Annotated in this window: 21 protein-coding genes and 1 riboswitch; of the genes, 2 read left to right on the forward strand and 19 right to left on the reverse strand. The window is 43.6% G+C overall.

Annotation, left to right across the window (positions count from 1 at the left end; translation table 11 throughout):
• Positions 1-86: 86 nt before the first annotated feature.
• Positions 87-362: a YutD family protein gene (locus SLH55_RS11910; protein ID WP_206856811.1), complete on the reverse strand. Its 276-nt coding sequence runs from the start codon at positions 360-362 to the stop codon at positions 87-89.
• Between the two features lie 103 nt (positions 363-465).
• On the opposite strand from SLH55_RS11910, the gene SLH55_RS11915 reads away from it, so the two are divergent.
• Positions 466-1,206: a YhcN/YlaJ family sporulation lipoprotein gene (locus SLH55_RS11915; protein WP_226677028.1), complete on the forward strand. Its 741-nt coding sequence runs from the start codon at positions 466-468 to the stop codon at positions 1,204-1,206.
• Between the two features lie 75 nt (positions 1,207-1,281).
• Here the strand turns inward: SLH55_RS11915 and lipA are convergent, their stop codons facing one another.
• Positions 1,282-2,199 carry a lipoyl synthase gene (gene lipA, locus SLH55_RS11920; protein WP_079532004.1) on the reverse strand — a complete coding sequence of 306 codons (918 nt, stop codon included), beginning with the start codon at positions 2,197-2,199 and terminating at the stop codon, positions 1,282-1,284.
• Between the two features lie 218 nt (positions 2,200-2,417).
• Here lipA and SLH55_RS11925 point away from each other — a divergent pair, with 218 nt between their 5' ends.
• Positions 2,418-3,422: a M23 family metallopeptidase gene (locus tag SLH55_RS11925; RefSeq protein ID WP_219166196.1), complete on the forward strand. Its 1,005-nt coding sequence runs from the start codon at positions 2,418-2,420 to the stop codon at positions 3,420-3,422.
• A 39-nt stretch (positions 3,423-3,461) separates the two neighbouring features.
• On the opposite strand, the gene SLH55_RS11930 is transcribed toward SLH55_RS11925, so the two are convergent.
• The 17 genes from SLH55_RS11930 to SLH55_RS12010 all read right to left on the reverse strand — a co-directional run bounded on the left by SLH55_RS11930 (position 3,462) and on the right by SLH55_RS12010 (position 21,351).
• A complete protein-coding gene (locus SLH55_RS11930; protein WP_201714229.1) occupies positions 3,462-3,569 on the reverse strand; it encodes a methionine/alanine import family NSS transporter small subunit in 108 nt (35 codons plus the stop codon).
• 1 nt (position 3,570) lies between these two features.
• Positions 3,571-5,097: a sodium-dependent transporter gene (locus SLH55_RS11935; RefSeq protein WP_320323513.1), complete on the reverse strand. Its 1,527-nt coding sequence runs from the start codon at positions 5,095-5,097 to the stop codon at positions 3,571-3,573.
• A 284-nt stretch (positions 5,098-5,381) separates the two neighbouring features.
• Complete coding sequence (locus tag SLH55_RS11940; RefSeq protein ID WP_219166194.1) at positions 5,382-6,944, reverse strand: Na+/H+ antiporter NhaC family protein; 1,563 nt, start codon at positions 6,942-6,944, stop codon at positions 5,382-5,384.
• Positions 6,945-7,059: 115 nt separating this feature from the next.
• Positions 7,060-7,242: riboswitch (Lysine riboswitch) on the reverse strand.
• Positions 7,243-7,321: 79 nt separating this feature from the next.
• The gene (gene yunB, locus SLH55_RS11945; protein WP_219166193.1) at positions 7,322-8,086 is read right to left on the reverse strand and encodes a sporulation protein YunB; all 765 of its coding nucleotides are present in this window, start codon (positions 8,084-8,086) and stop codon (positions 7,322-7,324) included.
• 58 nt (positions 8,087-8,144) lie between these two features.
• On the reverse strand, positions 8,145-9,257 hold the full coding sequence (locus SLH55_RS11950; protein ID WP_320323514.1) for an HD-GYP domain-containing protein: 1,113 nt from the start codon (positions 9,255-9,257) through the stop codon (positions 8,145-8,147).
• A gap of 457 nt (positions 9,258-9,714) precedes the next feature.
• Positions 9,715-10,017, reverse strand: coding sequence for a YunC family protein (locus SLH55_RS11955; RefSeq protein WP_219166191.1), 303 nt, complete (start codon positions 10,015-10,017; stop codon positions 9,715-9,717).
• 56 nt (positions 10,018-10,073) lie between these two features.
• Positions 10,074-11,426: a bifunctional UDP-sugar hydrolase/5'-nucleotidase gene (locus tag SLH55_RS11960; protein ID WP_320323515.1), complete on the reverse strand. Its 1,353-nt coding sequence runs from the start codon at positions 11,424-11,426 to the stop codon at positions 10,074-10,076.
• Positions 11,427-11,453: 27 nt separating this feature from the next.
• Positions 11,454-12,278 carry a sulfite exporter TauE/SafE family protein gene (locus SLH55_RS11965; protein ID WP_219166189.1) on the reverse strand — a complete coding sequence of 275 codons (825 nt, stop codon included), beginning with the start codon at positions 12,276-12,278 and terminating at the stop codon, positions 11,454-11,456.
• A gap of 20 nt (positions 12,279-12,298) precedes the next feature.
• Positions 12,299-13,141 carry a DUF72 domain-containing protein gene (locus SLH55_RS11970; protein WP_219166188.1) on the reverse strand — a complete coding sequence of 281 codons (843 nt, stop codon included), beginning with the start codon at positions 13,139-13,141 and terminating at the stop codon, positions 12,299-12,301.
• A gap of 138 nt (positions 13,142-13,279) precedes the next feature.
• The gene (gene sufB, locus SLH55_RS11975; RefSeq protein WP_219166187.1) at positions 13,280-14,677 is read right to left on the reverse strand and encodes a Fe-S cluster assembly protein SufB; all 1,398 of its coding nucleotides are present in this window, start codon (positions 14,675-14,677) and stop codon (positions 13,280-13,282) included.
• A 39-nt stretch (positions 14,678-14,716) separates the two neighbouring features.
• Positions 14,717-15,157, reverse strand: coding sequence for a Fe-S cluster assembly sulfur transfer protein SufU (gene sufU / locus SLH55_RS11980; RefSeq protein WP_098350063.1), 441 nt, complete (start codon positions 15,155-15,157; stop codon positions 14,717-14,719).
• Positions 15,147-16,376 (reverse strand): cysteine desulfurase, encoded by a 1,230-nt coding sequence (locus tag SLH55_RS11985; protein WP_219166186.1) that lies wholly within the window; start codon positions 16,374-16,376, stop codon positions 15,147-15,149. The genes sufU and SLH55_RS11985 overlap by 11 nt, the downstream gene beginning before the upstream one ends.
• On the reverse strand, positions 16,376-17,686 hold the full coding sequence (gene sufD, locus SLH55_RS11990) for a Fe-S cluster assembly protein SufD (RefSeq protein WP_320323516.1): 1,311 nt from the start codon (positions 17,684-17,686) through the stop codon (positions 16,376-16,378). Before sufD ends, SLH55_RS11985 begins: the two co-directional genes overlap by 1 nt.
• Positions 17,687-17,703: 17 nt before the next feature.
• Positions 17,704-18,489 (reverse strand): Fe-S cluster assembly ATPase SufC, encoded by a 786-nt coding sequence (gene sufC, locus SLH55_RS11995; protein WP_034763664.1) that lies wholly within the window; start codon positions 18,487-18,489, stop codon positions 17,704-17,706.
• A 301-nt stretch (positions 18,490-18,790) separates the two neighbouring features.
• A complete protein-coding gene (locus SLH55_RS12000; RefSeq protein WP_219166365.1) occupies positions 18,791-18,937 on the reverse strand; it encodes a hypothetical protein in 147 nt (48 codons plus the stop codon).
• Between the two features lie 806 nt (positions 18,938-19,743).
• Positions 19,744-20,109, reverse strand: a complete 366-nt coding sequence (locus SLH55_RS12005) for a carboxymuconolactone decarboxylase family protein (protein ID WP_219166184.1) — start codon at positions 20,107-20,109, stop codon at positions 19,744-19,746.
• Positions 20,110-20,526: 417 nt separating this feature from the next.
• On the reverse strand, positions 20,527-21,351 hold the full coding sequence (locus tag SLH55_RS12010) for a MetQ/NlpA family ABC transporter substrate-binding protein (protein WP_320323517.1): 825 nt from the start codon (positions 21,349-21,351) through the stop codon (positions 20,527-20,529).
• Positions 21,352-21,358: the final 7 nt, after the last annotated feature.

Below are 21,358 nucleotides of genomic sequence, written 5' to 3' on the forward strand. Positions count from 1 at the left end.
GGAAATCAACAGCGGTGTAACACGTAATCTCATTGTTCGTCTTTAGAGTGTATAGATTTTGTTTTGTCCCTGCCTCTTCTTTCCCTTTATTTATTGACTTTCTTCACGAGAAAATAAGCGCATCCGAAATTGCAGTATTCATATAAATAATCCTTATGAGTACTTACCTTTGTATCGAAAGAAGCCTTTTGATTGTGATCTTCAAAGAACCCCTTCAGCCTGAGCTGTCCATATCCCCAATCGCCGAGGATATAATCGTACTTGCTTAAAATATCGCTATATCTTTCCTTAAACGCTTCTTCGTTGAATCCATCTCTGAATTCGTCGACGATTTCATAGCATGTGTTCTGCACGCAAATCACCTCTGTCCACCCACTTTCGTTTCCTTATCTTAAATTATAACGGATTGTCCATTAATTTCTATGAAAAATTACCATACGAGATGGTCACCCTATCAAATAGGGGGTGTTTAAGTTGAATAAATTAATTCTAGGTACGACGGTTCTGAGCATTACGCTAATCGGAACTGCCTGTAATGGCATTGACACGGCCAATGAAGAAATGTTCCACGATAATGGAAATACAATCAACGTCAGAGACAGGGAAGACCTGTATAACGAAGACAGCTGGACCAAAAAAGGAGCCCACAGAGGGGAAGACTTCGGTTACGTCCGACAGCAGAAAAGTCCCACCGGTGGTCAGAACATCTCTACGAAGGATATGTACAGCATCAATCGCGAACAGGTAGCAGACAGCATCAGCAAGATGAGTGTCGCTCTTCCTGACGTGAAGGATTGCTCTACCCTTGTGACGGATGAAGAAGTTCTTGTCTCCTATGTGACCGACAAAAAAGATAAAGACGGCCGCTTTGAAGTAGCCGATCAAGTAAAGAAAACGGCCATGTCCGTCATCCCACGCTGGTACCATGTCTATGTGACCGATGATAAGTCTTTGATGCGGAATGTCGAAAACCTGGCCAAAATGGATAGTGACAGCAAAAACGCCAATACAGCCATTGACGACACCATCAACCTAATGCTGAAAGATTCTCCACAAGGAAGAAATGTCGATTCCGGAGAGAATGCCAACGGCGAAATGACATCTGATCAATACGAAATGCGTGATGATGACACCCATAAAATCAACATGGACCGTCAGAAACGTAATGACTACACTGATACAGGTACTGATAAAATGATGGATTAATCTCCATCTGCTACAAAAAGGACTGACTGTAAGAGTGCAACTCCGACAGGTCAGTCCTTTTCTTGTTATGTGAAATTATGCGTTTTGAACTTCCTGCTCACCTTTGGCTTGTCTTGCTTTGGCTGCTGCGTTTACCTGCTCGTCGGCATGGTAAGAAGAACGGACAAGCGGTCCTGCTTCACAGTGGCTGAAGCCTTTTTCCATAGCGGCTTCACGGAGTTCGGCAAATTCATCTGGATGGTAATACTTTTGAACCTTCAAGTGTTTCTTCGATGGTTGCAGATATTGACCCAAAGTCACAATATCAACATGATTGGCGCGTAAATCATCCATCGTTTCAAGAATTTCTTCCTTCGTTTCCCCAAGACCAACCATGATGCTTGATTTTGTCGGAATATCAGGATTCAGTTCTTTTGCACGGCGCAGGAATTCCAATGTACGATCATAGGTCGCACGTGCTCGAACTCTTGGAGTCAGGCGGCGGACCGTTTCGACATTGTAATTCATGATGTCGGGCTTTGCGTCCATTAATGTTTTAATATTATCAAAAACCCCTCCCATATCTGAAGGCAGTACTTCAATGGAAGTGAAAGGACTCTTACGACGAATGGCTCGAACGGTTTCAGCAAAAACTTGTGATCCGCCGTCTTTTAAGTCATCACGGGCAACAGCCGTAATAACCACGTGCTTCAGATTCATTAATTGTACGGAATCCGCAACACGTTCTGGTTCTTTAAGATCCAATTCAGTTGGTAGACCTGTTTTAACCGCACAAAAACGGCAGGCACGTGTACAAATATCCCCCAGGATCATGAAAGTTGCCGTACGTCTTGTTCCCCAGCACTCATGAATATTCGGACAGCGAGCTTCTTCACAAACTGTATGAAGATTGTTTTCACGCATCATTTTTTTCAAGCCCATATAATTATCGTTCGTATTCAGCTTAATTTTAAGCCAATCCGGTTTACGAATATGTTCATCTTTCTTGCTCATACCCCTCATCTCCAATCCTAAATAATTCTGACTTAGGCAAAGAGTGAAACGCTGTATCGTTCATCCTATGTAAAAAAGCCATCATCAATATACTTCTTTTGTCACTTTATCATACTAAAAAAGTGAAAACAAGCATGCGATACCCTATTACCATTTATTGATGATTATGAATCCCGATGAACGATACAAACTACAAATAGGCCCCTAAAAATGGAGGGATGATTTTGTACAAAAGATTGGTCATACTCATTGTCCTTTTCTCCTTCGTGATAAGTCCAACTCAGGGCTTTGCAGCAGAAAAGCTTACGGATGAGCAGATATACACCAAAAGAATGGAATTGTTTCAAAAGAGCGAGGCCTTGACTCATATTCCCTGGTACTACTTAGCTGCCATTGATCAATATGAACGAAGTCTCCGGTTCGCCCGGAAAGATAGAGAAAAGCCTTCTTCTTATATCTCGATTTATATGGAACCCGAAAAGTGGATTGGCCCTCTGAATCCGCGCTCTGACGATGAGAATCCGGAAACCATTGCACTATTCAATGGAATCGGTCGGGACGGAGACCTGGATGGGAAAGCAAGTCTGAAAAATGATGAAGATATTCTTGCTTCCTTAACAGACTTCATACTGAGATATGGTATCGATCGCGATAACTTCAAGCTGGCACTTTGGGATTATTACAAACGGGATAAAACCGTCAGTATCATCATGGGAAATGCCAAAATATATAAACAGTACGGAACGATTCATTTGAATAAAAAAGCCTTTCCCCTTCCCCTGAGATTTAACTATAGTTACCGGAACACCTGGGGGGATGCCCGAGGTTGGGGCGGAAGAAGGATCCATGAAGGGACGGACCTATTCGCTGATTATGGTGTACCGGTGAGAGCCACCTCATACGGCATCATCGAGATGAAAGGCTGGAACCGTTATGGAGGCTGGCGCATTGGGATCCGTGACATCAATAACACGTATCATTACTTCGCCCACTTGAGTGGTTTTGCCAAAGATCTTCATGTAGGACAGGTGGTCGAGCCTGGCATGGTAATAGGCGGGGTCGGAAGTTCAGGTTATGGACCTCCGGGAACGTCAGGAAAATTCCCTCCCCATTTGCATTACGGTATGTACAAGGATAACGGCCTGACAGAATGGTCGTTTGATCCGTATCCCCATCTACGAATGTGGGAGCGCCAGGACAGAATCGAAAGCAGGAAACATTAAAAAAGCAGACAATGGAGGATCCATCGTCTGCTTCTTCCTTTATACCTGTTTCTTCGATTTGGAAACAGCGTTCATGATACTAGCTGCTAATCCACCCCAGATGATAACCATCCCGACCACCATCATTGCAATTGCGCTACCAGTCATGTTAGCTTACCTCCTTATAGCTTTCAGCATCCGATTTGGCATGCCAGCGTTTAAATCCGAAGGCTACTCCTGCCAGGATAGCAAATGCCGCTACAAACCATCCACTGTACATAATGAAAGTATCAGAGTATCCTCCATAGTTTCCAGTTTCTGTTTCAAATTCTTTCAGTAGGTTCATTTTGAATAATCCGAACATCATCCAACCAAGGACGATCGGTGTGATAACACCTAAACATACTTTCCACCATGCACCAAGCTGGATATCAGAAATTCCATTCGCATGGGATTGGAATGCTCCCAGTTTGCGAAGGAACCAGGCTATTACTACCACTTCCACTAATCCTACAAACGCCACTCCGAATTGATTAATGAAGTAATCTGCTACATCCAGGAACAATAGTCCGCCCTGTGTGGCAAAAAGAATGGAGATAACAGCTGAAAGTCCTCCACCGAATAGAACGGCTTTGTTACGGGAAATCCCGAACTTCTCAGAGACTGCTGCTACATACGTTTCTGAGATCGATATTAACGATGACAGTCCGGCAAGGACCAGCGAAGCAAAGAATAAGAAACCAAATACTTCGTTGAATGCCGGGAATTCGTTAATGATCTGCGGGAAGACGACAAACGCTAGTCCTACGCCGCCACTTACTACTTCCTGCACACCAACACCTTGCGATTGAGCCATGAAACCTAATGCGGCAAACACCCCGATACCGGCCAATAATTCAAAGCCTGAGTTACTGAAGCCAGTGATGAAGGCATTGTTCGTAATATCCGATTTTTTCGGAAGATAACTTGAGTACGTGATCATGATGGCAAAGGCAATGGATAAGCTGAAGAATATTTGCCCGTATGCTGCCACCCAAACGCCAGGATCAGCGATTTTGCTGAAGTCAGGTTTGAAGAATGCATCAAGTCCATCCATCGCCCCAGGTAACGTTAAAGCGCGAACAACAATAATTAAGAATAAGATAACAAGTGCTGGAATAAAGATTTTATTCGCTACTTCGATCCCTTTCTTTACTCCTTTGAAAAGGATACCAAGTGTTACGGCCCATACGATGACAAGCGGGATGAATACTCCTGGAACCACGCTTCCCGTCTGACCTGCATCAACCGAAAGTTTTAAATAATCGCTGAACAGGAAGGATTCTGTATCCTTTCCCCAACCTAAGTTGAAAGAAAATACGCTGTACGACATCGCCCAGGCGATAATGACGGCATAATAGGTGGAGATGACGAAGGCAATTAATACCTGCCACCAGCCAAGCCATTCTGTTTTCTTATTAAGACGGAAATAAGATAAAGGTGCTGAACCACGGTACTTATGACCGATTGTAAACTCAAGTACTAATAATGGAATCCCTGCTGTCAAAAGAGCGAATAAATAAGGAATGAAGAATGCTCCCCCGCCATTTTCATACGCTACTGCCGGGAAACGCCAAATGTTCCCTAGACCGATTGCCGATCCGACAGCAGCTAGAATAAATCCTGCCCGTGTACCAAACTGTGCACGATTTTCCATGCTGTTCCCCCCTAGTTCTTTCCAACTACCATTTAATAGGTATTTGAAATTTTTATATTTTCAGATTATTTATAATCTAAAGTCAGTATAGCTAGTTCCGGGACAATTGTCAAAGCTTTATTTTAGTGATTTCATAAGAATTTCACAAAAATCCGGCAGTACTATTTCACTATAAGAATTTTGTCGGAATTTGGAGAATGGGAGGCGATAGAATCATAAAGTGAATTCATCCTCCATACAAGAAAAAAAACCAGAAGCCGTTTGGCTTCTGGTCTTCATTTCCATTATTCTGCAGATGCAGGCTTTGCTTTTTCACCGAACAGAAATGCGATTGCCAGGATTAATATGATGACAACCACGAGTCCCAAGATGGTGCTTCCCGTAAATCCTAATACCAGGTATCCGATTGCGGCTACTACCGCACCAATAATCGCATATGGAAGCTGCGTGATGACGTGATCGATATGGTTGCTTCCTGCACCTGTAGAGGAAAGGATCGTCGTGTCTGAGATCGGTGAACAGTGGTCACCCAGAACAGATCCCGCAAGCACCGCTGCCATGGCAGGAAGTAAGATCGTTACATCTGACGCTGCAGCAATTTCTCCGGCGATCGGCAGGAGAATTCCGAACGATCCCCAGGATGTTCCCGTTGAGAAGGCCATGATTCCGGCAACAAGGAATAAAATGACCGGAAGTGCCTGCATCGGTAAGTTAGATTGCTCTACCAGACCGGCAAGATACGTTCCTGTTTGCAATTGGTCGATAAGCGTGACGATGGTCCAGGCAAAGATCAGGATGTAAACAGCCGGAAGCATGGACTTGATTCCTTCCAGTACAGCCGTTCCTAGAGCACTTCCTTCAATTCCTTTTAGGCTTACTTGGCGAAGGAAGAAGATCAGGGCAACCACAAGTCCGAATAATCCACCGTATAGTAACGATTTGGTAACATCCGTATTTTCAAAAATAGGCAGTAGATCAAAGGATCCCACCGCTTGATAACCAGTCCATAGCATCATGGAAACTGTACCGATGACAAGAGCCACAATCGGCCAGACAAGATCGCCCACAGATCCTTTTGAGCTGACTGGAAGATCGTTTTTCAATTCACCGGGAATTTCTTTGCCGGGATCATAAAGATCTCCGGTTTCAATGGCACGTACTTCATGCTCTTTCATTTTACCGAAATCAAGACCCTTATAGGCAACCATTACAACAAGTAAGACTGCTGCCCATACGTAAAGGTTCATCGGGATCATTTGAATGAAAGCTGAAAATGCCGTATATTCCGTGATACTGTGAGCAGTAAGAATCGAACCGATGATCCCGATAATATAAGCTCCCCAGCTGGAAATAGGTGAAACAACACAGATCGGAGCCGAAGTTGAATCAATGATATAAGCTAATTTTGCTCGTGAAATTCTGTGACGATCGGTGATGGGCCTTGAAACCTGACCGACAGCAAGGGCATTGAAATAGTCGTCAATAAAAATGATGATACCTAATACCGCAGCCAGAAGCTGTGCACCCTGCCTTGTCTTCACTCGTTTCATCGCCCATTCACCGAACGCGCGGCTTCCGCCTGAGATATTCACAAATGCCGTGATAACACCGAGAATGAGTAAGAAGAAAATGATGTAGACATTCCAGGTATTCAGTCCGCCATCTGCGACAAAGATACCCTTAAAGGCGTCCCATATAAAGCTGAATGTTTTGGGTATTGATAAATCCGCCAACAGAAAGGCAGATGCGACAATCCCTACTCCCAATGAAAGCAGGACCCGTCTTGTGAGTATAACCATAAGAATGGCTAAAAGGGGTGGTAATAATGAGTAAATCGTGTTTTCCATAGTGTCCTCCTCCTATTTGATAGGGGGGAACCATCGTAGCATGACAGAGGATAATAAAAAAAGGCAACGATAGAGAAACTATCATTACCTTTGTTAGTAACGTAAGTGCTCCATCACGATCTGTAGCTCCCCATTATAGAGATTTCCCTATAATGACAGTGTTATCCTTCTTCAAGACAACCCCAGCAAATATCCCTTTGACAAGCATATTTACTTCGGCAAAGATTCCCTTTCATCTGTTTTCTTCGTTGTCATCCTCGAACAGATTACTCTTGAACCCTGCGCCTCTACCCCATCGGACTGATGATGTGGTGTGTTATAAAATTTTCTTTATTAATATAACAAACTATCATTCTTTTGACAACTTTTTTTCCGTACTAATTTGTGGGAATTTCAATGGATGGTCCGGAATCTCCTCCACCATTGTTATAAAATTGCGGTACATCCAGATGAACCGTTCCCATGGCAACCAGGATATCCTGCTTAATCGTTTCGGTTTTCGTTGCAAATGGGATGATGATCTGTACATTTACTTCAAGCTCCACAAATACTTTCACTACTGCGTTATTGATGCCAAACTGCTCTACCGTCGTTTTCACATCGGAACGCACGTCACCGATGGAATGAAAGCGAATGGGTATCTTCGGCCCCAGGTTTCCGAGTAAAACGTTGTTCGTAGCCTGACCTAGAGGGACGGAATACGTAATGCCCTTCGATGCTTTCGACTTCCCTTCATCAATTTCCACTTCAGTGAGGAACTCCAGATTTTCAATATTCCCTGCCTCAGCTTCCTGAAGATTCTGTTGGACCAGATTCGTGATTTCTGCCTGGACCCTGTTGATGGTCTGCGTATTGTATTTAAACGAAACGATATCGCCTTCCTGGTTCTTCACTTCTTCAGTTATATCCGAAATATCCAGTACATCGGCAATCTTCTTATTGATCGCTTTATTAATCACCAGGGTACCAATCCTGCTGGTCTGTGTCTCGGCATAAGCAAGAAGGGTCGGTTTCAACCCTTTGTTAATGATCCATAATCCAAATCCAGTTGAGATCATAAAAAACAAAAATGTAATGATCATCACATGTCGAAAAGGCAGTGGACCTCCTCTTCGGGGTTTGTAGGTTTTGAACTTTGACAAAAAAATCCCCCCTTACAAGCTATTTGTATGCTTGGTAAGGAGAGATTAACGCAAAAATTTATGTAATCTTCAGAGATTGCGGTTCATAATCGGGGTCAAAGCCTGTAATGACCTTATCCAGTTCCTTGCTTAAATCCAAAGGATAAGGAGAATTCAGTTCCTCGCCGCCCTCTTCGATGATACGGATCACTGGTCTGTCCGTCACCCCTTTATTTTGATCGGTGACGATCCCTTTCCTCCCATCATTTAGCTCGACGATCATTCCAGTAGGATAGATGGCCACCGATGAACGGAAGGCTTCGATCACCTGGGAATCAAACAGAGATCCAGAACCCGCATACAAGACCTCCAATGCCTGATGAGGAAGCATGGCTTTTCTATAAACTCGATTCGAAGTCATGGCGTCAAATACATCGGCCACAGCGATGATCTTTGCAAAAGGATGAATGTCTTCTCCCTTGATCCCCCGTGGATAACCGGAGCCATCGAGCCTCTCATGGTGCTGGTACGCACAATGGGCGATGATCAGGGATACAGAATGAAGCTGTCTCAGAATGTCAAAGCCATGCTCCGAATGTTTCTTGATTTCACAGAATTCGTCTTCTGTGAGTTTACCCGGCTTGAGAAGGATCTCTTCAGGAACCAGCATCTTGCCGATGTCATGAAGGATCGCCCCCACTCCAAGCTGCTCCAGCTGCTTCTGGGACAGCTTGAGTTCAAGCCCGATGGAAAGCGTATATAACGTTACATTGAATGAATGATGAAAAATATAGGAGTCATATGTAAACACATCTGTCAAAATGGTGAGAAGATCATGGTTCGCCTTGACCTCTGACAGGACGACATCTATCACCTGTTTCAACTGCTTGGCACTATTCTCAATCATGAATAACCCTGGCTGCTCTTTAGAGGTACTTATTTGATTGAAGGCCGTCTCAATATTTTGGATCGCCTGCTGCCGCACTTTACTCGAAACGGACCCCTTTACATGGATTCCACTGGAAAGAGAGTCTTCAATATAGACATACTGAATACTAAGCTCCTTCAACCTGTAAATCATGCGTTCTGTAATAGGAACGTTATCATGAATCAAAGCTTGACCTCTCATATTATATACCGTTGTAGCTAGAACCATGCCGGGTTTTAAAGCCCGAGTTGATATAAGCCTCATAGAATTCTCCTATGTAATTCTTTCATTTTTCGACAAAATTTCCTAGTATCTCCATTATAAAGGATAAAAATGATCTTGCAAGGTGTATTTGGTTAAATATTCATGAAAGAATATTGAAGAAATAAGGGGGATTAGATGGGGTTTTTTGGATGTGAAGCGGGTTAGATACGGGACTCAATTTCCTTTTTTTGTTAAAATACGCAATTGCGGGTGACTTTGACGCAATAATTAAAATAATGACGCAATTACGGTCGGTTTTGACGCAATAAATCATATAATGACGCAATCACGGTCGATTTTGACGCAATTATCCTTATACCAGCAATGTGAAAATGTGATAAATCCCTTTCTACATGCGGGATCCACCTACCAATAGCTCAAATTCCCCCTTAATGATTCTCTTTCTCCCATAACAAAGACCAGTTACTCTGTTATGAGCACTGGTCATTCTCAACTTTTATATCATCTTTAACAGCGCATCCCTGCCAGCCATCCCTGTATGGATACCGAGATTCGCAGCTTCGTAGGTGATGGACTCCAGTGGCGCATCCAGTAGCTGATCAATGGTTTTCACACCGACCGCTCTTCCGGCGATGATCCCCCTGTCCTTTAACTTCTCATTCAGCAGCGCAACATCAAGTGCCCCACACATGATATATCCTTTTTCACTCGTCACGACGAGGAGATTGGTTTTCGGAAGTTCAACAGATATGGCTGTAAAGGTATGTCCTCCAATGGTAATTGGAGATACATTCATCATATTTCATCGCTCCCTTCACTCATATGTATGTTATGAATGAAGAAACGGTGACCTATTTACTGCTTTAATTTCCATTCCAAAACGTCCCGTAAAAACTCCGGCATAAAGTACTTTTTCTCAAGCCTTTGAAGGTCTGGAAAGAAGTGACCGAAAGTGAACATATCAGGAAGCGCCAGTTTGTACATTTTTGAAGGCTCGATCGGGGAGTCTCCAATCAGGATATCATGGTTACTGAAATGAATATTGTAATATACAAATCTACCCATCACTTTCCCCCTGAACCCAAGGCCCTTCACTTCAAGATTCGGCCAATCCTCATTGAGAGTCTGCTTAATGATTTCCTTCAGCTCAGCTCCCTTCATCCAGATCATACATGGGTTGATGGGATGGGGAAGGATGCTATGCAAATCCTGCTTTGTCACTGCTCCCTCATGAAGACCATCCATAAGAAGACCTGAATTCAAGAATCCGCAATCAGCACTACACCATTCCACAAGTGCTGCACAAAGCCTGTCAGGAAGGAGGGATGGCTGAAACCAATCGACTGGGAGAGGTGCTTTCAGCCGGGTAATCTCTTGCTCTAATAATTTTTCCCCCTTGCGAATCCAATCAAGAATCTCCTCTTCTTCCCCCTCAACTGAAGGAAGTTCATGCTGTTCATATAACACTGCCTTTTTTTCTACGATTTGCTTTGTAGCCGTATCCACTTCAATGGTCACATGACCGACGTAGTGACCATATTTCCCTCCGGCACCCAGCATGGTCCCTTTCACCATTTTGCCCACAGGTAATACATGGTGGGTATGTGCACCGAGAATGACGTCTATTTCAGGGAATTGCTCCCCAATCATCTCGTCATCCTTGATTCCTAAGTGCGAAAGCAGAATGATCATATCCACTTTGGGATGAAGCTCGTCAACCAATCTCTTTAATTCATCTATTGGTGAAGTGATATTCCAGCCGAGCGCTTCGTAAAAAGGCTTGAAATAGGCCGTTAATCCAATGACACCAATCTTCCCTCCTCTACCCGTCTGATAAATCCGGTGAGTATCTATCCAGTCGGGACGCCCGGATGACTGATCCAGCAGGTTCCCGACAATCACATCAAATTCGGCATCTTTATAGAGATTGTTTAAATCATCATAATCAAGGGTGATCCCTTCGTTATTGCCGATTGTGACGGCATCGTACCCCGCTTCATTTAATAACTCTACATTCCCTAGTCCCAACGTCGCTTCACTCAAAGGGTGCCATCGGTCAACGTGATCTCCGATATCGAATACATACACAGAGTCCCCGTCCATCACATGCTGCTGTTTTCGCTGTTTGAGGAAATCTCTGATCCTGGGCCAATGTTCAAAGTGACTGTGAAGATCGTTCGTATGATAAATATGAATGGTTTCTCTCATAAGTCGTTCACTCCTATAGGAGGTATATTATCCTGTCATTCCTTGATAAATCAACCGAATTCCAATTAATATCAAAATAATTCTCAATACACTAACCAATACTTTGGATTCGAGCTTCGTGTTGATATACGCCCCGATCTTTGCGCCGATCCAGGCTCCCGGGATGAGAGCGAGTGCATAGAGCCATTTAACATTCCCGAACAGGACATGTGTGCCAGAACTTACAATTGCCGACAGAAAAATCATGAACATGGACGTTGCCACGGCCACATGAGGTGGGAATAAGAAGATCAGGATCATGGCAGGGACCATCAATGAGCCCCCTCCAATGCCGAATAATCCGGATGTGAAGCCGACGACAAAGGCAATGGCCGCACCCAGGACAGGAGGATATCCGTAGCGAAATGTCTCTCCGCTTGGATCGGTGAATTCCCGTTGGAAGGATGCATTCCTGAATTTTTCAATGGGCTTTAATTTATTCCGCACCATCAGAATCACGGCTATCAATATCATGAAAATTCCGAAGTAAAGATTAAAGCTCTCCATATTCAAGCCTTTGTTCACCCACGCACCGACTATGGAACCAGGTCCGCTCCCGGCAAAGAAAATCAAGCCGCTTTTATAATCGACGGTTTTATGCTTCAAGTAAGCAAGGGTGGATGATAATCCCGTAAAAATCATAATAACCAAAGAAGTACCTACAGCCGTTTGAGGGTTCATGCCATCTATCAAGGTTGTATATGTACCAAAGTATATCAAGGCAGGTACAACGATCACACCACCGCCGAGTCCGACGAGGGAACCGATCGCCCCTGCTAAAAGTCCAATGGATAGAAGAACAATCCATTCCATCTATCTTTCATCTCCTGTCATTAGAAAAGATCCAGCTGCTTCGGTGCAAGCCCGTCATACTCGATGCCCAGCAATTCAATCAGTTCTTTCGCATTTGCTGCGGCGTCTCCTCCAGAATTATTGTTAAATAAAATATATAAATCTTTCGAGTTTTCATGTAAGCGATGAATGTGAGGAATCCACTCTTCCAGTTCGGCACGATTGTAGCGATAAAGATAGCGAACCTCACGCCAGTCTTCCCCATTCGGTTTATTCCATCCATACAGATTCCTGCCGTGAAACCGAATGAGCGTAGCCTCTTTATGGGTGGCTTCGAGCACCCGAGGTACAGACCCCTCTCCTGCCTGTGGTTCATCGCAAATACTGTGGATCCAGCCTTCATTTCCCATGAAGGATAAGGTCTTTTCCCGATACTCCGGTCTGAACCAGCTCTGATGACGGAATTCAAGTGCAAGGGGAAAGTCCTTTAACTGCTCCCTGCAATACCGGATATATGCGACATGCTCTTTTTTACAGTCGTACCATGGTGGAAATTGCAGCAGGACCATGGCTAATTTATCTGCCTTCACATATGGCAGAAGGGAATCCTTGAATGCACGGAACATGTCTTCCTTTGTTTCGAAGGGGATTTCTCCACGCTGATGCCCGGTGATCCCCTGATAAGCTTTTACAATGAATTTAAAATTTTCCGGTGTTTCTCGTACCCATTTTTCAGCATTGCGAACAGGCTGGACCGCGTAAAACGTCGTGTCTACCTCTACGATGGGAAAATGGGCTCCATATTCTTTTAATTTATCACGTAGAGAGATATTCTCATAAAGGGTATCATGATCTCCCCAACCTGTGACTCCTATGTATATCATCCGCATTCACCTGCTTTATTATGAACATGTCCATTTTATCATAAGGGAAATGGAAATTCTTATGTTTGGCTTGATCCACCGCCATTTAGAAAAAGAAAAAACTCCCCTGATAAACATCAAGGGAGTTTGACATGTAGATTATCCGATTGAACCTTCCATTTCAAACTTGATCAGACGGTTCATTTCAACTGCGTATTCCATCGGAAGTTCTTTCGTGAATGGCTCGATGAAGCCCATTACGATCATTTCTGTTGCTTCTTCCTCTGAAATACCGCGGCTCATCAGATAGAATAACTGTTCTTCAGATACTTTTGATACCTTCGCTTCGTGCTCTAACGAAATGTTATCGTTAAGGATCTCGTTGTAAGGAATCGTATCGGAAGTCGATTGATTATCCATGATCAGCGTATCACACTCAATATTTGAGCGTGCGCCTTCTGCTTTACGGCCAAAGTGTACAATTCCACGGTACGTTACTTTACCACCATGCTTTGAGATGGATTTAGAGACGATCGTAGAAGATGTGTTAGGTGCCAGGTGGATCATTTTCGCTCCGGCATCCTGGTGCTGGCCTTTCCCTGCAAGTGCAATGGATAGTGTCATACCACGTGCGCCTTCACCTTTCAGAATGACAGCCGGATATTTCATCGTCAGTTTTGAACCGATGTTTCCATCCACCCATTCCATCGTTGCGTTCGCTTCACATACGGCACGCTTCGTTACCAGGTTGAACACGTTGTTCGCCCAGTTTTGAATCGTCGTATATCGACAGTATGCATCTTTTTTGATGATGATCTCAACGACTGCAGAGTGAAGTGAGTTCGTTGTGTAAACCGGTGCTGTACAACCCTCTACATAGTGAACGCTTGCGCCTTCGTCAACGATGATCAACGTACGCTCGAACTGACCCATGTTCTCAGAGTTAATACGGAAGTAAGCTTGAAGTGGTGTATCCACCTTTACCCCTTTAGGTACGTAGATGAACGATCCACCGGACCATACCGCTGAATTCAAGGCAGCGAATTTATTATCCGTAGGAGGGATAACCTTCGCCCAATGCTCACGGAATAGCTCTTCATTTTCCTTAAGAGCAGAATCTGTATCTTTGAATACGATTCCCATATCTTCAAGATCTGATTGCATATTGTGATATACAACCTCTGATTCATACTGTGCAGATACCCCTGCAAGATACTTTTGCTCAGCTTCAGGAATCCCTAGTTTATCAAATGTTTGCTTGATCTCTTCAGGTACTTCATCCCAGCTGCGCTCAGATTTTTCAGATGGCTTCACGTAATAAGTGATTTCATCAAAGTTCAATTCCTGCATATCTCCGCCCCATTGAGGCATTGACATATTATAAAAATGCTCAAGTGATTTCAAACGGAAATCAAGCATCCATTGAGGTTCTTCTTTCATGCGGGAGATTTCTTCTACGATTTCACGCGTCAAACCACGTTTCGAGCGGAAAATGGAAACGTCTTTATCGCTGAATCCATATTTATAATCCCCGATCTCAGGCGCTTTCTTAGCCATGTTGATTCCTCCATTCTTTGGTAGGGCCGAAGGAGAGCATTAGTCCTGCTCTTCCTCTGACACTCCTTTTTCCATCGCTTTCCATGCCAATGTCGCACATTTGATGCGGGCAGGGAATTTCGCGACTCCTTGTAATGCTTCAATATCTCCTAAATCCACATCGTCATCATATTCATTGCCTTGCATCATATCAGAGAAGATCTTGGAAAGCTTGAGGGCTTTCTCAATCTCTTTTCCCTTGACCGCCTGTGTCATCATGGAAGCAGAAGCCATGGAGATCGAACAGCCTTCTCCATCAAACTTCGCATCCTGAACGACACCGTCTTCCACCTTCAATGTCAGGTGAATGCGGTCACCACACGTAGGGTTATTCATGTCGATGGTAAAGCTTCCATCCTCTAAAGAACCTTTATTACGTGGATTCTTGTAATGATCCATGATGACTTGTCGATACAACTGATCTAAATTATTAAAAGACATCGCTGAAAAACTCCTTTGTCTTCACCAGGCCGGCAACCAGTTTATCAATATCTTCTTCTGTATTGTAAAGATAGAAACTGGCACGTGCTGTTGCGGATACGTTCAACCACTTCATCAGCGGCTGTGCACAATGATGACCAGCGCGAACGGCAATCCCTTCAGCGTCAAGTACAGTCGCTACATCATGGGGGTGAACATCATCAATGTTGAACGTCACAAGACCGGCACGCTGACCCGGATCATTTGGTCCGTAGATTGTCATCCCCTCAACTTCACTCATCTTGTTCAAAGCATAAGCCGCAAGCTTATGTTCGTGCTCTTCGATGTTATGAAGCCCTACTTGCTCAAGGAAATCAATCGCAGCTCCAAGTCCGATGGCACCTGCAATGATCGGTGTGCCTCCTTCAAATTTCCACGGAAGCTCTTTCCATGTGGATTCCTGAAGGCCGACAAAGTCGATCATTTCCCCACCGAATTCTACCGGTTCCATTTTATTCAGATGCTTTTTCTTACCGTAAAGTACTCCGATCCCTGTAGGACCTACCATCTTATGACCGGAAAAAGCAAAGAAATCGCAGTCTAAATCTTGTACATCAACTTTCATATGTGGAGCTGCCTGAGCTCCGTCCACAACCATGACGGCATCATTTTCATGAGCGATCCTGGTAATTTCTTTGATCGGATTCATTGTACCAAGTACGTTTGAAACCATCATGATGGAAACGATTTTCGTTTGAGGAGTGACAGTCTCTTTCACATCCTCGATCGCAATCGTCCCATCTTCCTGAAGTGGAACATATTTTAACGTCGCTCCGGTTTCTTTGGCTAACTGCTGCCAAGGAATGATGTTACTGTGATGCTCCATATGAGTGATCACAATTTCGTCACCCTCAGTCAGGTTCGCACGGCCGTAGCTCGCTGCGACGGTATTGATTGCAGTAGTCGTTCCACGGGTGAAAATCACCTCTTGAGTAGAGGACGCATTAATGAAATTGCGGACCTTTTCACGGGCACCTTCATATCCATCCGTTGCTCTCGTACCAAGAGTATGAACACCTCGGTGAACATTTGAGTTATATCCACGATAATAATCATTCATCGCTTCTATAACGGAAACAGGCTTTTGAGATGTTGCGGCACTATCAAGATAAACCAGTGGATGGCCATTTACTTCCTGGTCGAGAATCGGAAATTGTTTACGAATCTCTTTTACATCCATTAGTTTACTTTCCTTTCAATAACCTCAACAAGCTGTTTCTTAACTCCTTCGATTGGTAATTGTTTTACCACAGGAGCAAGGAATCCGTGGATGACAAGACGTTCTGCTTCGTGCTGTGGAATCCCGCGACTCATAAGGTAGTAAAGTTGTAATGGATCTACACGGCCTACAGAAGCTGCGTGACCTGCTGTTACATCATCTTCATCGATTAGAAGAATCGGGTTCGCGTCTCCACGTGCTTTTTCACTAAGCATTAACACCCGTGATTCCTGCTCTGCATTCGACTTGGATGCACCATGTTCAATTTTACCGATACCGTTGAAGATGGAAGACGATTCGTCTTTCATTACTCCATGCTTAAGGATGTATCCTTCAGAGTTCTTACCATAGTGAACAACCTTCGTCGTGAAGTTTTGTTTTTGTTTTCCACGTCCGACAACGACGGTTTTCGTATCACCATATGAGCCATCGCCCATCAGGTTCGTCACATTTTCAGAAACGGTATCACCGTCGTTCATTAACCCCAAAGCCCACTCGATGCGGGCATCTCTTGCTGCTACACCACGACGGTTTACATATGTCGTGAATCCGCTTGTAAGATTATCCACTGCACCGTATGCCACTTTCGCGTTATTATTTGCCAACACTTCTGTGACGATATTGTATACACCGTTCTCTACATCAGCTGTAGAGATATAGTTTTCTACATATGTGACAGAGCTATTATCTTCTGCGACAACCAATACATGGTTGAACATAGCAACTTCAGCATTGTCATGAACGTAAACCGCTTGAATCGGTTGAGAAAGTTCCACATTCTTAGGAATGTACAGGAAGGCTCCTCCATTCATCAACGCTGCGTGAAGGGCAGTAAGCTTATGCTCATCCGTTTTCACGCCTTCAGTCATGAAATACTTCTGTACAAGTTCGCTGTGTTCTTTCACTGCTGTAAAAATATCCGTAAAAATAACACCGTTGTCTTTTAATTCGTTCGATAGTGAAAGAAAAGCAGGTGTATTATTCCGTTGAATATAAAGACTTTGATCTTTGTTTTCTAAATCAACTAATGCTTTCGCTTCTTCAGGCAGCTCGCTCAATGATGAAAACGCGTCACTTTCAACTGAATGCTTCTGGAATTGAGTGAAATTCCAATTTGTGATCTTCGTTTTATCAGCAACTGGAAGGCTAAGATCCTTTACTTTATCAAAGGCATCTGTACGAAGGGTTGTTAACCATTCTGGCTCTCCAAGTTGTTTTGAGTAGGAGCTGACATAGTCCTGATCTACTGGTAGTTTCGTTTCTACAGTCATTTTCATCCCCCTAACACTTACGCTTCTTGGCCAACAGTTTCGTCTTTGATTCCTAACTCTTCTTTAATCCAGTCATATCCTTCCGCCTCAAGGCGTTGAGCTAATTCTTCGCCGCCTGATTTCACAATGCGTCCCTGCATCATGACGTGAACATGATCTGGAGTGATGTAGTTAAGAAGACGCTGATAGTGAGTGATGATCAGGCAACCGAAATCTTCCCCACGCATTTTGTTGATTCCTTTTGAAACAACTTTAAGAGCATCGATATCAAGACCTGAATCGATTTCATCAAGGATAGCGATCTTTGGTTCGATCATCATTAATTGAAGGATTTCATTACGTTTCTTCTCTCCGCCCGAGAATCCTTCGTTCAGGTAACGTTGAGCCATGTCCGGATCCATCTCAAGGTATTCCATTTCGGAATCCATTTTGCGGATGAATTTCATAAGGGAAATTTCTTCGCCCTCTTCACGACGGCTGTTGATGGCTGAACGTAAAAAGTCTGCGTTCGTTACGCCACTGATTTCACTTGGATATTGCATTGCAAGGAATAGACCTACGCGAGCGCGCTCATCCACTTCCATTTCAAGGACATCTTCACCGTCGAACGTGATGCTTCCCTTTGTCACTTCATACTTCGGGTGACCCATGATAGCAGAAGATAAAGTTGATTTACCTGTACCATTTGGTCCCATTACTGCGTGGATTTCTCCACCCTTAATTTCAAGGTTAACCCCTTTCAGGATTTCCTTTCCTTCAATCTCAACATGAAGATCTTTAATTGTTAAAGTAGAACCTGCCATGTGTATTTACCTCCGTGACTTTATAATGAATTTAAGAATACAATTCTTTAATCATTCTCAATTTATTCTCATTACAATCTTATAACAAATAAAAGCTATAATCAACTTTTTCAAGTTGTCAGTTCATGTTAACCGGACGATAGAATCCTTATCTATTGTTGTCCTAAACGGGTGGAAAAATGTAGGATGTCGATGACTTGTTTCTCTTTGGCGGACTTTAGCCGGTTTTCTGCCCTTTCATCATCTATAAACAGCAAAAAACCAGTGCACATCCTACACTGGTTTCCTTTTTTCTTCCTTATTATATATTAGCGTGCACCCTGCGATCAAGGGCCGCAATCATTCTTCTGCTTTCCTTGTATTCCTGCTCTCTCTTCTGCTCTACTTGCATCCTGACATCATGCTTTCGTTTGTACACCTCATAACCAATCCCATGGGCTCCATGCATAGCCTTTTCCATTTCACTTGTGTACGAGATACTCTCAAGAGAGTCGATAATGAATCATTCCTTTCAGGTTTTTAATTACTTTACAACTATACTACCCCCTCGTTCATAAGACAAAACCGGAATTTCATCATTTTTTCTGAAAAATTCACCTTCAGAATCACTCCCGGGGGCTACCCTTAAGTTTTCACAAAATTCCGCCATTATACTGCCAATTAATAGTATGGAAGTGTGAATTTATTAATTAGAATGTATATTTATTGATTTTTTGATACTCTCTTTCAAAAATGGCAACTGTTGTTGCTTTTGACGAAGATAGTGGCGGTTGATTTCCGTTCCAGGTGCTCGCTTTCCGCGGGGCTGGCGGTGAGCCTCCTCGGCTGCGCCTGCAGCGAGAATCAACTGACGAAAAGTTTGACTATCACAAAGGAAATGTGAAGATAGCGTATGACACTGCTTTTTCATTCGTTGCCGTGACTGATTTTATTTCATAGTCCCATACTCTTTTTAAACGGATGGTCACACACCATTTTGCTCTGTCAACTACTGACTACGTTAGAGGGTGAAGGGAACTGCGTAGACTCCTACGGAAAACGGGCGTGCCGAGACCCCGGAAGCGGTTTTTGCTGAGGAGGCTCGGCCGAACGTCCGTGGAAAGCGGAGCAGTGCCCTTCACCCTCCTGCACCACAACCTAAATGACAGAGCATACCCAAAACTTAAGTCTGTATAAGAATCGCAACAATTTTTGAGAAAACTGCCTTACGAAAAGAGTCAAAAAAAAGAGAAGGATTTCTCCCTCTCGATTAGGTTATTGCTTTAATTGATTCAAGTCTTGAATCGACTGTTGAACCAGGGTGACTGCCTGGCTCATGACGGCTCCTCCGCCGAATGCAGCTGTTACGCCGATGGCCTCAAGGATTTCTTCCTCACTGCACCCTTGATCGAGGCATCCTTTTGTGTGATAGATGATGCAGTATTCATCCTGTGAATACAGACTGATTCCAAGGGCAATCAGCTGTTTTTCTTTTTTGGTAAGTACTCCTTCTCTAAAGCAGTGCTCGGTAAATGTGTTATACTGCTCAGCTAGTTCCGGCATTTTCTCAGTGAAGATTCCAAGTCCCATTTTATAATCATGAAGGGCTGCTTCTGTTGTATTTCTCGGTTCCATCTGCATTTCATTCAACTCCATCTCAAAATAGATTCATCGGAAATAGTATGAGCCAATCAGGAAATGATTATGTTATTAAATTACGGAAAGGGCTGTGATCAAATAAAGAGGCTGGGACATAACTAAATCTATACACTCTAAAGACGAACAATGAGATTACGTGTTACACCGCTGTTGATTTCCGTGCAAGACTTCGCTTTCCTCGGGCGGAAGGCGAGCCTCCTCACAGCTTGCGCTCCTGCGGGGTCTCACCTATTCCGCTTTTCCCGCAGGAGTCTTTGTCTTGCACTCCAATCAACAGCTAGAACCTGCTAAATACATGGATTTTAAAAATTAAAAATCCGAACGAGTTAGATTTTTATCAAATTACTCGTTCGGATTTTTCTTTATCTGAAACCCTTTTGTCCCAGTCTCTTATGATTGTTATTCAGTTACCGGTACCACCGCTCCGTCCCATTCTTCATTGATGAAGTCTTGGATTTCTTTTGAGCGCAATGCCTCAACCAAAGCTTTTACCTCTTCTTTGTTTTCATCACCTTTGTTCACTGCAATCACATTTACATACGGTGAGTTACTGTCTTCGATGGCAATTGAATCTTCGAGTGGCTTCAAGCCAGCATCGATGGCATAGTTCGAATTGATGACGACCGCATCCCCTTCTTCATTTTCATACATTTGTGGAAGCAGGGCTGCTTCGTATTCATAATCGAATTTCAGGTTTCTAGGGTTTTCTTTGATGTCTTCCAGTTGAGCCTGTGTATTCTCGACACCGTCTTTTAATGTAATCAGACCCTTTTTCTCCAATAAAGTAAGGATGCGTCCATGGTCGGAAACGGAGTTACTCATGAGAATCGTTGCGCCTTCTGGAAGGTCCTCAAGTGATTTATACTTTTTAGAGTATACACCGATCGGCTCGATATGAATTCCGCCGGCGTTGACGAAATCATAGTCATTTTCTTTCATTTGTAAGTCCATATACGGTGTGGTTTGGAAATAGTTCGCATCCAGGTCCCCATTATCCAGGTCTTTGTTCGGTAGGATATAGTCCTGATACGTCTCGATTTGAAGATCGATCCCTTCCTCCTCTAAGATCGGCTTCACTTGTTCAAGAATTTCTGCATGAGGTACATTCGATGCCCCAACCACTAACTCCTTCTCGTCACTGCCTCCGGAACTTGAATCATTCCCGCATGCTGCTAAACCAAAGATACTCGTTGCTGCAATAATACCTGCTGCCCATTTTTTCATTATCATT

This window comes from Rossellomorea sp. YZS02 (assembly GCF_033963925.1).
GTDB lineage: Bacteria > Bacillota > Bacilli > Bacillales > Bacillaceae_B > Rossellomorea.